The sequence below is a fragment of the Telluria sp. GW821-FHT07G12 genome (genome assembly GCF_059418525.1).
This window is the reverse complement of sequence record NZ_JBWKQA010000003.1, coordinates 451830-468522: the sequence shown is the minus strand read 5'-3', so window position 1 is coordinate 468522 and position 16693 is coordinate 451830. Positions and strand designations below refer to the sequence as shown.

8 protein-coding genes are annotated in these 16693 nt (G+C 65.3%); 3 read left to right on the top strand and 5 right to left on the bottom strand.

The features are described 5' to 3' along the window. Window positions 1-37 precede the first annotated feature (37 nt). Both AC07PE_RS14615 and AC07PE_RS14610 read right to left on the bottom strand, forming a co-directional pair. The gene (locus AC07PE_RS14615) at window positions 38-841 is read right to left on the bottom strand and encodes a carbon-nitrogen hydrolase family protein (protein ID WP_498765596.1); all 804 of its coding nucleotides are present in this window, start codon (window positions 839-841) and stop codon (window positions 38-40) included. After that, window positions 841-5142 (bottom strand): YhdP family protein, encoded by a 4302-nt coding sequence (locus AC07PE_RS14610; protein WP_498765594.1) that lies wholly within the window; start codon window positions 5140-5142, stop codon window positions 841-843. The genes AC07PE_RS14615 and AC07PE_RS14610 overlap by 1 nt, the downstream gene beginning before the upstream one ends. A 166-nt stretch (window positions 5143-5308) precedes the next feature. On the opposite strand from AC07PE_RS14610, the gene glnE reads away from it, so the two are divergent. Both glnE and map read left to right on the top strand, forming a co-directional pair. Continuing rightward, window positions 5309-8044, top strand: coding sequence for a bifunctional [glutamate--ammonia ligase]-adenylyl-L-tyrosine phosphorylase/[glutamate--ammonia-ligase] adenylyltransferase (gene glnE, locus AC07PE_RS14605; protein ID WP_498765592.1), 2736 nt, complete (start codon window positions 5309-5311; stop codon window positions 8042-8044). Between the two features lie 56 nt (window positions 8045-8100). After that, window positions 8101-8874: a type I methionyl aminopeptidase gene (gene map / locus AC07PE_RS14600; RefSeq protein WP_498765590.1), complete on the top strand. Its 774-nt coding sequence runs from the start codon at window positions 8101-8103 to the stop codon at window positions 8872-8874. A gap of 60 nt (window positions 8875-8934) precedes the next feature. On the opposite strand, the gene gap is transcribed toward map, so the two are convergent. Continuing rightward, window positions 8935-9945, bottom strand: a complete 1011-nt coding sequence (gap, locus tag AC07PE_RS14595; protein ID WP_498765588.1) for a type I glyceraldehyde-3-phosphate dehydrogenase — start codon at window positions 9943-9945, stop codon at window positions 8935-8937. A gap of 41 nt (window positions 9946-9986) precedes the next feature. Continuing rightward, the gene (tkt, locus tag AC07PE_RS14590; protein ID WP_498765586.1) at window positions 9987-11981 is read right to left on the bottom strand and encodes a transketolase; all 1995 of its coding nucleotides are present in this window, start codon (window positions 11979-11981) and stop codon (window positions 9987-9989) included. Between the two features lie 125 nt (window positions 11982-12106). On the opposite strand from tkt, the gene AC07PE_RS14585 reads away from it, so the two are divergent. Then, window positions 12107-12835, top strand: coding sequence for a 16S rRNA (uracil(1498)-N(3))-methyltransferase (locus AC07PE_RS14585; protein ID WP_498766067.1), 729 nt, complete (start codon window positions 12107-12109; stop codon window positions 12833-12835). Window positions 12836-12914: 79 nt separating this feature from the next. Here the strand turns inward: AC07PE_RS14585 and AC07PE_RS14580 are convergent, their stop codons facing one another. Next, window positions 12915-16088: a TonB-dependent receptor gene (locus tag AC07PE_RS14580; RefSeq protein ID WP_498765584.1), complete on the bottom strand. Its 3174-nt coding sequence runs from the start codon at window positions 16086-16088 to the stop codon at window positions 12915-12917. Window positions 16089-16693 lie beyond the last annotated feature (605 nt).

The following is a 16693-nucleotide window of genomic DNA, read 5'->3' as shown; positions in this document are numbered from 1 at the left end:
CTGATAGGGATAGGGCATTTTGCCACATCCAGATTTTTTACATTTTTCGATGTTTTAACGCGGGCAGGCTCTGCCGTACCTCGGCCAGGAAGCCGGTATCGATCTCGCCAACGACCACGCCCTCGCCTTCCGGCAGCTGGCCGCGGACTTCGCCCCAGGGGCCGATCAGCATGCTGTGGCCGAAGGTGCGGCGGCCGTTGCGGTGGGTGCCGCCCTGGGCCGAGGCCAGCACGTAGCACTGGTTTTCGATCGCGCGGGCGCGCAGCAGCACTTCCCAGTGCGCCATGCCGGTGGTGTGGGTGAAGGCGGCCGGCACCACGATCAGCGCGCATTCGCCCATCGCCCGGTACAGCTCCGGAAAGCGCAGGTCGTAGCAGACCGACAGGCCGACGCGGCCGAAGGGCGCCTCGAAGGTGCCGACGGCGGCGCCGGGCACGATGGTGCGCGCTTCGTCATATGTCTCGTCGCCCTTGGTGAAGCCGAACAGGTGGATCTTGTCGTAGCGGCTGACCGGCTGCCCTTCCGGGTCGTAGACCAGGGTGGTGTTCAGCACGCGGCCGGCGTCGCCGGAGGCGATCGGCATGGTGCCGCCGATCAGCCAGATGCCGTGCTGTCTCGCCTGCGCCGCCATGAATTCCTGGATCAGGCCGCGGCCCGGCTGCTCGGCATGGCCGACCTTGTCGGTGTCCGACATCCCCATGATCGGCCAGTATTCCGGCAGGGTGACCAGCTTCGCGCCCTTGTCCGCCGCTTCCGCCAGCAGGCGGCGCGCGGTTTCCAGGTTTTCGTCCACGTTCGGCGAGGACACCATCTGCACTGCTGCAACTGTCGTCTTGCTCATCATTGCCCTTTCTTCTTGGCGGCCTGGGTGGCAGCCGCTGCGTTGGCGGCCGCGGTGGCCGCCGCATTCGCCGCCTGCGCGTCCAGCTTGATCACGTTCGGCGACTTCCATGGTCCGGTTACCTGCATGTGGTAAGTGAGGGCCTTCATCACCGGCGCCCGCAGGAACAGCTGGGCCAGATAGCTGCCCAGGCCGATGACCGGGTTCACCGCCAGCGCATACACCAGCGGGCCGGTACCCAGGTTGAATTCCGGGATCACCACCACGTGCAGGTTGGTCGATTCGTTGGCGATGTCGGCGGTGCCGTCCATCAGCACCGTGGCCGCCACCCCATGCATTTTAAGGTTATCGGTGTGCACCACCCCGCGCGAGATCATGGCGTTGGCGGTGATGCCGTCGAAGGCCAGGCCTTCCGAGAACACGTCGTGGAAGTCGAGCTTGAGCATGCGCGGCAGCATCTGCAGGCTCAGCACGCCGAGCAGCTTGGCCGCGCCCGGGTCCTTCTTGAGGAACTGGCCGTCCTCGACGTTCATCTGCACCTGGCCGGACAGGCTCGGGATGTCCAGCGAGTACGGCAGGCCGGACCAGGATACGTCGCCCGACAGCGAACCCTTGCCGCGGCGCAGGGTGCCCGGGAAGCCGAGGCGGTCCAGCAGGCGGCCGGCGTCGCTGATGTCGAGGTTGAAATTCAGCGCGGTATTGCTCTTGCCGTCGCGCGTGAGCCAGCGGCCGTTGGCCTTCAGCTGGCCGTCCGGATTGGTGATGGCGAGGCGGTCGATGCGCCATTCGCGCCCGGCCAGGGCCTGGGCATTGCTGGCGATGAGTTCCAGGCGCCCGAACTGCTTGTCGAACAGTTCGAAGCGCTCGGCCACGATGTCCAGGCCCGGGATGCCGGCGCCGGGATCCTTGCCGGCTTCCAGCAGGTCCTTGACCTCGTTGGCCGACGATTCCGGGATGTCCAGCGACGCCAGGCGCGCCGTGACCTTGCCCATGCCCTGGCCGTTCGAGGCCTCGTTCCAGGTGACATAGCCGGTGATCTGGCGCGAATCGACGCTCGCCTGCCACACGCCCGGCTGGTGCGACACGCCCAGCACCACCTCGTGCAGCGTGCGCTCGCCGATGGTCAGCTCGCCGGCGCGCGCGCCGATCAGGTCCGGCACCACGTACTGCGCCATGCCGCCGCCCTGCCCCGCCTCGGCCGCGCCGGCCGCCGTGGCCGGCGTCGATTTGTCGGATGGGCCGGCGATGCCCGAGGCCGCCGCCAGCCAGTGATCGACGTTCACCGACTTCATGTTCACGTTGATCATCATGCCGGCGTCCGGTTCCGGCGCCGGCAGGTTCACGCCGATGCCGCCGCGCTTGACGATCCAGGCCCCGTGGGGCTGGCGCTCGCGCATGTAGCGCGCGGCGATCGTGCTGCCGAGTCCGACGCGGATCTCGTCGTGCGCCACGCCGTTCTCGCCCGTCGGCTGGCCGGTCAGAACGAAATGCAGCGGCAACTGCTCGGCAGCCGGCTTGTTGAGCGGGGCCGGCAGCTCGACGCCGAGGCCGGCCAGGTTGGAATCGAGCACGATCTGGGTCTGGTGGTCCTTCACCGTCACCGAGCCGCCGAAGCGCGCCCCACCCGACAGCTTGCCGGCCAGGCGCTGCAGGGCCGGCAGCGAGTTCGTGGCGCGCATGCCGTCGGCGGTGGCCGTTCCCGCCATGCGGATCACGATGGCGCCGTCGCGCTGGGTGCCGCCCGACAGCTGCAGCGGCCCGCCCAGGAAGCTGGCGCCGATGCCGTTCAGGTTCACGCCGTGCTCGCTGAACTCGACCTTGCCGAGCGCGGCCTGGATGGGCGGCAGTTCCGGGAACAGGGTCACGTCGTTGCTCTGCAGTTGCAGGGCGCCCTGGACTTTCGCCTCGTGCAGGTTGGCCAGCGGCAGGTGCAGCTTGAGCCCGAGGCGCGCCGCGCCAGTACCCTTGGTGTCTTCCGTGAAGTGGCCGATCCATTCCAGCACCGGGCTGGCCGCCACGTAGCGCAGGAAGTCCTGCAGCTGGCCGGCGGCACTGCCGTCGATGTCCAGCATCGATTCGTGCGAACCCAGTTCCGGGATCACGGCGCGCACGTTGTTCAGGTTCAGGCCCAGGGTGCGCGCGCTGTCGGCGTGGATGTCCATACGCGCGCGGTCGAACACGATGCTGCCGTTGATGTTTTCCAGCAGCGGCCACAGCGATTTGCCCTCGGGCGTGCGGTGTGCCGGCGCGTACTCGAGCTTGCCGTTGTCGATGCGGCCGCTGACGCGGAATTCGCCGCGTGCGCGCTCCGCCGGGCTATCGCCGTGGAAGGGAAAATGGGCGAGTTCGCCGCGCAGGCGCACCCTGGCGTCGCGCAGGGTGCCGCCCTGCAGGGCGCCGGTCAGCCAGTCGCGCAGGCCTTCGTGGGTGGCCAGCGGCAGCCAGCGCTTGACGCTGGCGATGTCGAAGCCGTCCACGGTGCCCGTAAAGTCGGCGTTGCCCGGGCCTTTGCCCTGCCCCAGCGGCAGCACGTGGCGGCCGCTCAGCGTGCCTTTCAGACTGCCCTGGCTGAAATCGAAACCGTCGACCTCGACCAGCAGCTGCTCGTCCTGCGGATAGGACCAGCGCGCGCGCAGGCCCAGCTGGTCGAAGGGAATGTCTGCTTCCGCGAACCAGGCCGGCAGCGTCAGCGCCAGGTGCTCGGAGGCGATGTTCAGGCTGCCGCCGCGGTCGCTGGCGTCGATGCTGCCGCTGAGGTTGCGCACGCCCGGCAGCGCCGCCCGCGCCGGCTGGGCCGGTGTAGTGCCCTCGGCCGGCTGGGCCGCGCGCGCCGCCAGCGCATCGATGCCGAAGCCGTCCACCTGGCCGCGCACGCGCCAGGCGGCCAGCTTGGGGAAATGCCCTTCCCATTCGACGTCGGCGTCGACCAGGCGGCCGCGCGGCGCCAGCCCGGTCAGCAGTTCGCGATGCTGCGGCGCCAGCGGCATCTGGGCCGCCAGGGTGGCGACGGCGCCGAGGTCGAGCTTGTCGGCATGGACTTCGAAGCGCTCCGGCTTGCCGCGCGCGGCCGGGCGCCAGGTTTCGCTCAGCGTAGCGGGCGGCAGCACCACGCCGTCGCGGGTCACGACCGAAAAATTCTCCAGGGCGATGCTGTGGCCGAGCGCGCCGAAGGTCGGCTTGCCGGCATCAACGCCGGGCTTGAGCTCCTCGCGCGCGGACAGGCGCCCGGACACGCGCGTGAGCAGCAGCGGCGGCGCGTCCGGCGCCAGGCGCGCGCTGACGCCGGCCAGGCCGAGGTCGGCCGTGAAGCTGGCCAGGCGGGCCTGGTCGAAGCCCAGCCAGGCGCGCACCGAGCCGCGTCCGGCCTCGAGCTTGAAGGGATAGGCGATCCACTGCTTCCAGCTGGCCAGGTCGGTATTGCGCAGGTCCGCATACAGCTCGCCCTTCCAGCGGCTGGGGTCGGAAGCGCGGGCGCCGAAGGCCGGGTGGTTGAAGCGCGCGCGCACGTCGAGCGGATCGGAGACCCCGCTGGGCGGCGTGGCGCGCAGGGCGAAGCGGTGCGCGGTCCAGCGGCTCTGCAGCACCATGGTGACGTCGGACAGGGCCAGCGCCGGGGCCGCGCGCAGCTCGTCGGTCCAGGACAGGCGGCCTTCGCGGATCACGATCTCGCGCTGGCGCAGCAGCCAGTCGGCGCCGCCTTCGCCGCCCTGCTCCTTGCGGTTCGGATCGATGCGCACCCCGGCCACCCAGAACACGCCGTCGGGCGTGCGCCGCATGTCGAGTTCCGGGCGGTTGACTTCCAGGCTGTCGAAGCGCGGCTCGGCGGCCAGCACCGACCACCAGGACAGCGTGGCCGACACCGAGGGCAGGAGCAGCAGCTGGCGGCCCTGGCGGTCGCGCACGCTCACATCGCCCAGGTAGAGATTCGGGTGCAGGCCGCGCCAGGAAGCGTACACGCGGGCGATCGTGACCTGGTTGCCGAGCGCGCGGCTGGCGGCGCGTTCGATGTCCGGCTTGTACATGTCGATGTTCGGCAGGACCGCCCAGCGCAGCGCCAGGAACAGCAGCATGAAGGTGAAATAGACGAGCAGCACGGCCTTGACCATGAAGCCGAGCACGTGATGCGAAGCCAGGTTGGCATAGCGGTAGGCCGCCTGCAGGCGGTGCCAGCGCTCGGCCAGCGGCAGGTGCTCGTGGCCGCCTTGCGCATCGGAAGCAGGCGCAGGAGTATCGGCGACACGAGCGTCAGCCGCGTGCCGGTCCTCCTCCCCTCGTTCGGCCTGCTGTTCCGGGTTGTGCATCAGGGTGCTCAAATAAAGGCGTCGCCGTAAATAATCTGTAAATAAGAGAAGCGCTTGCAACGATTGCGGCGTCTACCTTACCATCACGCTGACCCAGGGCAGCATGGCGGGCAATTTTACCCCATAGCACGCCTTCCGGAATGGTCAAACTCGCCTGGATCCGCCTATGAACTCCCCCGCAAGCGCGTCACGCTTTCTCCAACGCTGGCTCGGCGCCGACCCGGCGCGTGCCGGACGCCTTGCCGCCCTGGCTGAATTATCGCTGTCCTCCCTCGATTTCGGCGCAGCACTGGAGGCTGAGTCCATCGCCCCCCAGAGCGGGAGCCGGCTGCCGCTGGGACGGGGCATGCGCCGACTACGCAATCTTTTGATCTGCGCCATTATCGAGCGCGACCTCGCCGGCCGCGCCGATCTCGATGAGGTCGTCACGGCGATGAGCCGTTTCGCCGACTTCGCCGTCCAGTCCCACCTGGCCGAACTGATGGCCGAGATGACGGCCGCGCACGGCGTCCCCATCGGCCAGGACACCGGCCGTCCCCAGCAGATGATGGTGCTGGCCATGGGCAAGCATGGTGGCGGCGAGCTCAACGTGTCGTCCGACATCGACCTGATCTTCGTCTACCCGGAAGACGGCGAGACCCAGGCCGGACCGGGCCAGCGCGGGCTGTCCAACCACGAATTCTTCATCCGCCTGGGCAAGAAGCTGATCGCCGCGATCTCGGAAATCACCGAGGACGGCTTCACCTTCCGGGTCGACATGGCGCTGCGCCCGAACGGCAAGTCGGGACCGCTGGCGGCCAGCCTGGCGATGGTCGAGGATTACCTGATCGTGCAAGGCCGCGAGTGGGAGCGCTACGCCTGGGTCAAGGCCAGGGCAGTCACAGGCGACCCGGCCGACATAGCCGCTCTGGACGCCATCGTGCGCCCCTTCGTGTTCCGGCGCTACCTGGACTTCGGCGTGATCGACGCGATCCGCACCATGCACGCCCAGATCCGCGCCGAGGTCAACCGCCAGGAACGCCTGCATCCGGAGCGCAGCCACAACGTCAAGCTTGGCCGCGGCGGCATCCGCGAGATCGAATTCCTGGCCCAGGTGTTCCAGCTGATCCGCGGCGGGCGCGACCCGGCCCTGCGCGAACGCTCGACCCGCAAGACCCTGCGCCTGCTGGCCGAGCGCGAGCTGCTGACCGCGGACACGGTCGAGCGCCTGCTGCAGGCCTATACCTTCCTGCGCAACCTGGAACACCGCCTGCAATACCTGGAAGACGCCCAGACCCACACCCTGCCCGCATCAAGCGAAGACCGGCAGACGGTGGCGCAGATGATGGGCCTGCCGGACGAGGCAACACTCCTGGCGCGCCTGGACGAGCAGCGCGTGTTCGTGGCCGCCCAGTTCGACGCCATCTTCGCCGACAAAGCGGAGAAAAACAGTCCCGAACACGTCGACCCGGCGGCCGCCATGAGCGACCCGGAAAACGGCGAGGCGATCGCCCAGCAGCTGGCCGCGCTCGGCTTCGACAAACCGCAGGAAGCGGCCGCTCGCCTGGTCGCGACCTGGCAGGCGCCGCGCCTGCAGACCCTGCCGGAGGCCAGCCGCAACCGTCTGGCGGCGCTGGTCAACACGGCGCTGGCGCAGATCGCCGCCGTGGTCGGCGAATCCGGCGTGGGCAGCCATGCCGCCACCCTCGGGCGCCTGCTCGACTTCTTCGAGGCCATCGCGCGCCGCTCGGCCTACCTGTCGCTGCTGACCGAGTACCCGCACACGCTGGAACGGGTGATCCGCATGATCAACGCCAGCGGCTGGGCGGCCACCTTCCTGACCCAGCACCCGATCCTGCTCGACGAGCTGCTGGACGACCGCGGCCGCGGCAATGCCGCCGACGATTTATCGGTGCTGGCCGCCAGCCTCGCAGCCCAGCTGGACGCGGCGCATGGGGACACCGAGCGCCAGCTCGATATCCTGCGCGAAGCCCACCATGCCCAGCTGTTCCGCCTGCTGGCGCTGGACCTGGCCGGCGAGCTCTCGGTCGAGCGCCTGGCCGACCACCTGTCGGCGCTGGCCGACCTGATCGTGGCCGAAGTGGTGAAGCGCGCCTGGCTGACCATCCCCAAGCGCCACCGCGAGGTGCCGCGCTTCGCCGTGATCGCCTACGGCAAGCTGGGCGGCAAGGAGCTGGGCTATGTGTCCGACCTCGACGTGATCTTCCTGTTCGACGACGAGGACCAGGATGCGCCCGGCAACTACGCCAAGCTGGCCCAGCGCTTCATCACCTGGATGACCACGCACACGCCGGCCGGCATCCTGTTCGACATCGACACCGCCCTGCGCCCGGACGGCGCCAGCGGCATGCTGGTGTCCTCGATCGGCGCCTTCGAACGCTACCAGCGCAGCTCCGCCTGGATCTGGGAGCACCAGGCGCTGACGCGCGCCCGCTTCTGCGCTGGCGATCTCGAGATCGGCGCGCGCTTCGAAGCCATCCGTGAGGAAGTGCTGCGCCAGGACAGGAGCACGCGCGAGGGGGAGCTGCGCGAGGAAGTCGTCAAAATGCGCAAGCGCATGCACGAGGCCCACCCCGCTCGCGATGACAGTTTCGACCTGAAGCACGACGATGGCGGCATGATCGACATCGAATTCATCGTCCAGTACCTGGTGCTGCGCCATTCCTTCGAACACCCGCAGCTCACCGCCAACAAGGGCAACATCACCCTGCTGCGCATGTTCGGCGAGCTCGGCCTGATCGACCCGGCGCTGGCCCAGGGCGCAGCCGATGCCTACCGGCTGATGCGCAAGCTGCAGCACCAGGTACGCCTGCAGGGCCAGGACAATGCCCGCGTCGACCCGGCCCTGGTGGCGTCCCACGCCGAAACGGTCGTGCGCCTCTGGCGCGCCTGCTTCGGCTGACCGGTTATCATAGAGGGATGCCGGCACCAGGGTCCGGCCCCCACACTAATATACACATGGTTATCAAACTCAAGAACGACAAGGACATCGCCAAGATGCGCGTCGCCGGCCGCCTGGCCGCCGAGGTGCTGGAGATGATCTCCGAATACGTCAAGCCCGGCGTTTCGACCGAGGAACTGGACAGGCGCTGCAACGAATACATCCGCAAGGTGCAGAAGGCGACCCCGGCCAACGTCGGCTACCACGGCTTCCCCAAAACCCTGTGCACCTCGGTGAACGGCGTGGTCTGCCACGGCATTCCGAGCGAGAAGGACGTGCTGAAGGACGGCGACATCATCAACATCGACGTCACGGTGATCAAGGACGGCTGGCACGGCGACACCAGCCGCATGTACTTCGCCGGCACGCCCTCGCCCGAAGCCAAGCGCCTGGTCGAGGTCACCTTCGACGCCATGATGGCCGGCATCCGCACCGTCAAGCCGGGCGCGCGCCTGGGCGACGTCGGCAACGCGATCCAGGTGCTGGCGGAGAAGAACGGCTACTCGGTGGTGCGCGAATACTGCGGCCACGGCATCGGCCGCGTCTACCACGAAGACCCGCAGGTGCTGCACTACGGCCGCCCGAACACCGGCCTGCTGCTGAAGGAAGGCATGACCTTCACCGTCGAGCCCATGCTGAACGCCGGCGACGCCGACGTCGAGCAGCTCGACGATGGCTGGACCGTGGTCACGGCCGACAAATCGCTGTCGGCGCAGTGGGAGCACATGATCGCGGTGACCAGCAACGGCTTCGAGATCCTGACGCCCTGGCCGAAGACGAACCAGACCTGATGCAGCAATAAAAAAACGCTCCCGAGGGAGCGTTTTTCATTGGCGAAGCCTGTCTGCGGATTACTTCGCGTTCATCAGCGCCACGGTGGTGTCCAGCATGCGGTTGCTGAAGCCCCACTCGTTGTCGTACCACGACGAGACCTTCACCAGGCGGCCCGAGACCTTGGTCAGGGTGGCGTCGAAGTTCGACGATGCCGGGTTGTGGTTGAAGTCGACCGACACCAGCGGCTCGGTGTTGTAGGTCAGGATGCCCTTCAACGCGCCTTCCGAGGCGTCCTTCATGATCTTGTTGATTTCTTCAACCGTCGTGTCGCGCTTGGCGATGAAGGACAGGTCGACGATCGAGACGTTGATGGTCGGCACGCGGATCGCGTAGCCATCCAGCTTGCCGTTCAGTTCCGGCAGCACCAGGCCGACCGCCGCGGCGGCGCCGGTCTTGGTCGGGATCATCGACTGGGTGGCCGAACGGGCGCGGCGCAGGTCTTCGTGCATCACGTCGGTCAGCACCTGGTCGTTGGTGTAGGCGTGCACGGTGGTCATCAGGCCGTTCTCCAGGCCGATGGTATCGTTCAGCGGCTTGACCAGCGGAGCCAGGCAGTTGGTGGTGCACGAAGCGTTCGAGATCACGGTGTCGGTCGACTTCAGCACGTCCTGGTTGACGCCGAACACGATGGTGGCGTCGACGTCCTTGCCGCCCGGGGCCGAGATGATGACTTTCTTGGCGCCGCCCTTCAGGTGGGCCGAAGCCTTTTCCTTGGTGGTGAAGAAGCCGGTGCACTCCAGCACCACGTCCACGCCCAGCTCGCCCCACGGGATTTCGGCCGGGTTGCGCTGCGCGAACACGCGGATGCTGTCGCCGTTGACGATCATGGTGTCGCCCTCGACCACGACGGTGCCCGGGAACTTGCCATGGGTGGTGTCGTAGCGGGTCAGGTGGGCGTTGTGCTCGGCGTTGCCGAGATCGTTGATCGCCACGATCTGGATGTCCTGCTTCTTGCCGCCTTCATAGAAAGCGCGCAGCACGTTGCGGCCGATGCGGCCATAGCCATTGATTGCTACTTTGATCGTCATTGTCTACTCCTGATTGAAAAAAATTCTTTTAATTCAAATCGTCAGACCAGCACGGATTTCACTTTGCTTACAACGTTCTCGACCGTGAAGCCGAAGTGCTTGAACAGCACCGGGGCCGGGGCCGATTCGCCGAAGGTGTCGATGCCGACCACGGCGCCTTCCAGGCCCACGTACTTGTACCAGAAGTCGGTCACGCCGGCTTCGATGGCCACACGAGGAATGCCCTTGCCCAGCACCGACGCTTTATAGCTCGCCTCCTGGCGCTCGAACACGTCGGTCGACGGCATCGACACCACGCGCACGGCGATGCCCTGGCCTGCCAGGGTGGCGGCGGCGTTCACGGCCAGCTCGACTTCCGAACCGGTGGCGATCAGCACGGCGCGCGGATTGTCGGCGTCGCGCAGGATGTAGCCGCCCTTGGCGATGGCGGCGACGGTGGCGGCGTCGCGCTCCATGTACGGCAGGTTCTGGCGCGAGAAGATCAGGGTCGCCGGGCCGTCCTTGCGCTTCAGGGCTTCGCCCCATGCCACCATCGATTCGGTGGTGTCGCACGGACGCCAGTTGTCCAGGTTCGGGATCAGGCGCAGCGAGGACACGTGCTCGACCGACTGGTGGGTCGGGCCGTCTTCGCCCAGGCCGATCGAATCGTGGGTGAACACGAACAGCGAACGGATCTTCATCAGCGCGGCCATGCGCAGCGCGTTGCGGCTGTAGTCCGAGAAGGTCAGGAAGGTCGCGCCGAACGGGATGTAGCCGCCGTGCAGGGCGATACCGTTCATCATGGCGGCCATGCCGAACTCGCGCACGCCGTAGTTGATGTGGTTACCCGGGGTGCCCGAACGGACCGGGATCGATTCCTTCCAGTTGGTCAGGTTCGAGCCGGTCAGGTCGGCCGAGCCGCCCAGGAATTCCGGCAGGCTGGATGCCAGCGCCTGGATGGCGTTCTGGCTGGCCTTGCGGGTGGCGATGGTTTCTTTCTTTTCCACGGTCGATGCGACGGCGGCGGCCAGGACTTCTTCGAACTTGCCCGGCAGCTCGCCCTTCATGCGGCGCTCGAATTCGGCGGCCAGTTCCGGGAATTGCGCGCGGTAGCCGTCGAACAGCTTGTTCCATTCGGCTTCGTCTGCGGCGCCCTTCTGCTTGTGGTCCCAGGCTTCGTAGATCGGGGCCGGGATGTCGAACGGGATCGAATCCCAGATCAGGTGTTCGCGCACCGCCGCGACTTCCTTCTCGCCCAGCGCGGCGCCGTGCACCTTGTCGCCGCCCTGCAGGTTCGGCGAACCCTTGCCGATGATGGTCTTGCAGCAGATCAGGGTCGGGCGGTCCGAGGCTTTCGCCTTGGCGATGGCGGCATCGACGGCTTCGACGCTGTGGCCGTCCACGTCCGGGATCACGTTCCAGCCGTAGGCGGCGAAGCGCTTCGGGGTATCGTCGGTGAACCAGCCTTCGACCTTACCGTCGATCGAGATGCCGTTGTCGTCGTACAGCCAGACCAGCTTGTTCAGGCGCAGGGTGCCGGCCAGCGAGGCCACTTCGTGCGAGATGCCTTCCATCAGGCAGCCGTCGCCCAGGAAGGCGTAGGTGTGGTGGTCGACGATGTCGAAGCCCGGACGGTTGAATTCCTTCGCCAGCAGCCACTCCGCCAGCGCCATGCCGACCGAGTTGGCGATGCCCTGGCCCAGCGGACCGGTGGTGGTTTCCACGCCCGGGGTGATGTGCACTTCCGGGTGGCCCGGGGTCTTCGAGTGCAGCTGGCGGAAGCTGCGCAGGTCATCCATCGACAGGTCGTAGCCCGACAGGTGCAGCAGCGAGTAATGCAGCATCGAGCCGTGGCCGTTCGAGAGCAGGAAGCGGTCGCGGTTCATCCAGCCCGGATTGGCCGGGTTGTGGCGATAGTGGCCGTCCCACAGTGCAACGGCAATCTCGGCCATGCCCATCGGCATGCCCGGGTGGCCGGAATTTGCTTTCTGGACGGCGTCCATCGCCAGCGCGCGGATCGCGTTGGCCATCAGGGTGGTGGTTTGCAGAGATTTCATCTGGATGTGGTAAGTCAGAGGATAGGAAAGCGGTGGCGGTGAGACTTGCCTTAACCGGGTATTTTACCAGACCGTTGCGCCGGCGCTTTAAAATGCCGGTCTGTCATCTATACACATTGCCATCCATGCCACGCTTTTACTGCCCCCAGCCCCTGATCCCCGGCGCCATCGTCGACCTGCCGGAAACCGTTGCCCATCACCTGCACGTCGTGCGCCAGCAGCCGGGTGATGAGGTAGTGCTGTTCAACGGCGAAGGGGGCCAGGTGCGCGCGTGCCTGCGCGAGATCGGCAAGCGCCGCGCCAGCGCCGATGTCGTCGCCTTCGAGGACGTCGACGTCGAACTGCCCTACTCCGTTACCCTGGCCCAGGGTCTGCCCGAAGGGAGCAGCAAAATGGACTGGATCGTCGAGAAGGCGGTGGAACTGGGCGTGGCGGCGGTGCAACCGCTGGCGGCGGCGCGCTCGGTGGTCAAGCTGTCGGGCGAGCGCGCGGAAAAGCGCCAGGCGCACTGGGAAGGCGTGATCGTGGCGGCGTCCGAGCAGAGCGGGCGCAATCGGCTGGCTCGCCTCGCGCCGCTGCAGGAGTTCGGGCGCTATATCGCGCAGCCGGCGGACGGGCCGCGGATTCTGCTGTCGCCGCGCGCCACGCAGTCGCTGGCCGGCTGGGCGCGTGCCACCCCCCCGCAGGCCGTGACCCTGCTGATCGGACCGGAGGGCGGGTTCAGCGCGCAGGAAGAGGATGCTGCCATCGCTGCGGGCGCGCTGGCGCTGTCCATGGGGCCGCGGGTGTTGCGTACCGAGACTGCCGGGCTGGCGGCGCTGGCGGCGCTGAACGCGCACTGGGGCGACATCTAGGCTGGTGATGAACGAAAAAAACCGCAGCCGAAGCTGCGGTTTTGCATGTGCCGCTTTTGCGGCGGCACATTCGACGGACTTAGAAACGCTTGTTGTATTCGACCGTCAGTTTGATCGAACGCGGAGTCTGGTAACCCGTGTACTGGTTGTAGTAAGGATTCAGAGTTTCCTGAGCACCTTCGTCGAACGTCGGGTTCTGGGTAATCGGACGTTGCGAGTTGAACGCGTTGAACACGTCGACCTTCGCCGCCAGGCCCGGCAGGAAGTTCGGGGCATAGGTGAAGTTCAGGTCCAGGCGTTTCTCCCAAGGCAGACGACCCTGCGAACCACGCGGCGTCGGCTTGCCGTTGCAGAAGTAATACTCGGCGCCGTAGCCAGGGCCACCGTACTCGACACCGTACGGGAAGTCCGCGCTGCCGGCTTCCGACGCATCGTTCGTACCCAGGCACAGACGCGGACGGCCCGACTGGATCGTCGCGAACGCACCCACCGTGAACTCCGGCGTCAATTGGTACACGCCGATCGCCTTCAGCTGATGCTTACGATCGTTCGGCAGCAGGCCGTCGCTACCTGGTGCGAATTCCGGGAAGTCCCAGGCCGCCGAGGTGCCCACGTCGGTCTGACCGGTGTCGGAACGGGTTTGACCTTCCATGTTGCCGCTCAGACGCGACAGCGTGTAGTTGATACGGCCAAACCAGCCGTTGCGCATCGGGTGTTCAAAGTAGACGTCCATGGCGGCGTAGTTACGCTTGGCCTTGGGCTCGGCGATCTGGGCTGCGGTGAAATGGACGTACTGGCCTTTGCCGGTAACGACAGGATTGCCGGCGGCGTCGTTGCCGTCGACCCACAGGGTAACATCCTCACCCGGGTTATAGATGAAGCAGTTGACGGCGCCCGGGTTCTGGATGGAGATACCGTTTTTGGCGGCGTAGTCGAGGATAGGACGTGTATCGCAGCTATCGTCGATACCGGCGCCCAGCCTGCGGTAAGTCACCTTGCCGCCAAAGTTCAGGTCTGCGCTAAAGGCTTTGTCGAAGCCGAGGGTCAGTTCGTCCTGGTAGTTCGGCTTCAGGTCCTTGGCCACCACCGCACGCGGATCCTTGCGCTGGTTGAATTCGCCGTCCGGGGAGCCTGGCACGTTGATTGCCGTCAGACCGGTTGGAGCACCAGTAGCCGCATCGACACCGGTGTAGGTGAAGTCCTGCTGCAGGTAAGTTGAACGGGAAGCAGCACGTGCCGCCACCGAGGTCGGCAGCTGCAGGTAGTAGCGGCCGAGGCTACCGTAGACCTTCAGCGACTTGTCGCCATTCGCGTCCCAGATTGCCGACAGACGCGGCGCGACCTGATTCTTCATGTCGACGAACTTGTCGCCGTCGCCGGTCGAGTTGGTGTAGGAATCGTTACGGATACCGAGGTTCAGCTGCAGGTTCTTGGTGACCTGCCAGCGGTCTTCCAGATACTGAGCGTTCTGGCTTGCCTTTGCGTCAGTGATCGAACTAAAGATAGTGGAACGCACGTAGTAGCCGGTGGTGCCCGAACCACCGAAGTTGCCGACAATGCCAGGACGGCTGAACGACAGCGGCACCGGCTTGAATGCATTGGCGGTACCGACGGTACGGTAGTTCCAGGTAATGCCGCCGCTAGTGGCCACGCCGGCGCCGGAGACTTCGATTTTCACCGAATCCACGCCTGCGCGCAGGGTATGGTCGCCCAGCTTGTACTCGACGTCGAAACGGGCTGCCTTGGTCTGGTCCTCACCCGGATTTGCGCGGTTACCAGGGAAAATGTTATGAGTACGGAACAAGTTCGGGTCGAGCGTCGGCCAGCGGCCTGCACCGGTCACGGTGACAGTCGGCGGCACGGTGCTGCCGGTGTTCTGGCCGGCGGCCTCGTAGGTGGTGCCACGCTCGCTCTTCAGCACACCATACAGGGCAGTGATGGTCAGGTCATCGTTGATCTGGCCGTTGTAGCGTGCCATGTTCAGCTTGGCGCCTGGCGTTTGCGGGTAGTACGCATCGGTCGGGCCCACATTGCGCGCCACGGCGGACGAGTACAAGGTGTCGTTCGGATGGCCGTTCAGGTTGACGAGGCCATTGGCTCCGACCGCCGGGTTGTCCAGCACATAGCCGTAACGCTTGTAGCGCCCGCGGACGTCGTCGCCGACCGTGGTAAATTCAAGGCGGTGATCGTCGTTGATGTTCCAGTCCACCTTGCCGAGCCAGCGGTTTTCCCACGAGCGATTGGCTGCCCAGCCGCTTTCGGCGATCGTCGCCGGCGCCGCCGAGCTGGTCGAAGACAGGTAGCTATCGCTCGTCAGGGTCTGGTCCGCAGACACAAACATGAACAGCTTGTCCTTGATGATCGGACCGCCGACGAAACCACCGTACTGGTGGGTGGTCAGCGAGCGGTTGTCGCGACGGGTATCCAATGCGTTGTCGCGGCTTGCCGCGCTGGTGTCACCGGTATCGCCGTACGTGAGGTTGCGACGGGTTGCACGCCAGGCCTGCGGCTCGATCGCGTACATTGCGCCAGCTTCCCAGGTGTTGGTGCCGCTCTTCGAGGTTACGGCCAGTACGCCGCCGATCGAACGGCCGAATTCCGCGCCAAAGCCGCCGGTGAGCACGTTGGCTTGCTGGATCGCGCCAAACGGCAGTTCCATTGAGCCAAGCTGGGTCAAGGGGTTGGTGATCGGGAAGCCGTTCAAGTAGAAGGAATTCTCGGATACGCCGGCGCCGCCGAAGGAGGCGGTGTTACCGAACGCCGCATCGCCCTTGGTCGTGTTCGGAGCCAGCAGAACGATCGAGGTCAGGTTCGGCTGAACGGGCAGCTTCGAAAGTTCCTTCGCAGTGAAGGTGGTGCCGTTTGCGGCGGTGGTGAGGTCGATGCGGGTACGGCGGCCGGTCACCATCACCGACTGGACGTTGGAGAACGAAGCGTCGACACCCTGACCCAGCAGAACATCCACTTCGTTCGAACGCAAGACGTTGCCGTTCTGAACCAGGTCAACCTTGTAGTGACCGGGCGGCAGCGAAGTAACCTGGAAACGGCCGCTCGCATCGACTGTACCGGTACGGCGCAGGCCAGTCTCGGTGTTGGTCAGAGCGATGCTGGCACCAGGGGTGCCTTCCACGCGTCCTGTGACGGTACCAGTGGCGTTCGACTGCGCCATCGCCGGCTCGACCACGCCAACAGTCAGTGCGATGCCGCCGAATGCCAGCGCAAGCGCGTGAACTAAAACGGATTTCTTCAACATGTAATTCCCTTATTTTCGATGCCAGCCGTTTTTACGGCTGATGTGTTTGACCACTTCTCCACTCTCGACAGTATTGACAGCCGTATTTACGAACTGCATACTTTAAGTTGAGCATCACTCTGCTTAGCAAAGTTAATGTTTTGCAATAAAAACATATGCATTCTTTACGTGTCAATTTTGCTCATGTATCAAATTGCACTTCCTAGCATCACAGCTTTTGCACCGTTGTAGTGCACACCCTCTCTGCAGCGCATGCTGTGCTGCAACACAAGAATTGCTCTTCATGCCAAGATTTTTTGTTTTTTTGGCATATTTCATCGCGATCAGTTGAGCTGGCACAAGCTTTTACAGAAAACATGCCAGTCTTGACTTCATTGCAATGCAACAATTCGGTGCACTTAAAGTGCTACCTTCCTTATTTCAGCCTGAAAAACGTGCAAATAAGCCTCGATCTGTCTAGATAAGATGAGGGAAAATGATGTTGGTATAGCACAACAGATTGACTATTTAGTATTAAATGTGCGTGTGGATCCTCACCTTGTTTGTTTGCGTTCTTCGGTATGTATTCCCAGTTCGAACGTAAAACGCCCCGGCGCGGACCAAGT

Excerpts from the sequence above, each read along its gene's own strand:
- AC07PE_RS14615 (WP_498765596.1), bottom strand. The coding sequence starts at position 841 with ATGAGCAAGACGACAGTTGCAGCAGTGCAGATGGTGTCCTCGCCGAAC.
- AC07PE_RS14610 (WP_498765594.1), bottom strand. The coding sequence starts at position 5,142 with ATGCACAACCCGGAACAGCAGGCCGAACGAGGGGAGGAGGACCGGCAC.
- glnE (WP_498765592.1), top strand. The coding sequence starts at position 5,309 with ATGAACTCCCCCGCAAGCGCGTCACGCTTTCTCCAACGCTGGCTCGGC.
- map (WP_498765590.1), top strand. The coding sequence starts at position 8,101 with ATGGTTATCAAACTCAAGAACGACAAGGACATCGCCAAGATGCGCGTC.
- gap (WP_498765588.1), bottom strand. The coding sequence starts at position 9,945 with ATGACGATCAAAGTAGCAATCAATGGCTATGGCCGCATCGGCCGCAAC.
- tkt (WP_498765586.1), bottom strand. The coding sequence starts at position 11,981 with ATGAAATCTCTGCAAACCACCACCCTGATGGCCAACGCGATCCGCGCG.
- AC07PE_RS14585 (WP_498766067.1), top strand. The coding sequence starts at position 12,107 with ATGCCACGCTTTTACTGCCCCCAGCCCCTGATCCCCGGCGCCATCGTC.
- AC07PE_RS14580 (WP_498765584.1), bottom strand. The coding sequence starts at position 16,088 with ATGTTGAAGAAATCCGTTTTAGTTCACGCGCTTGCGCTGGCATTCGGC.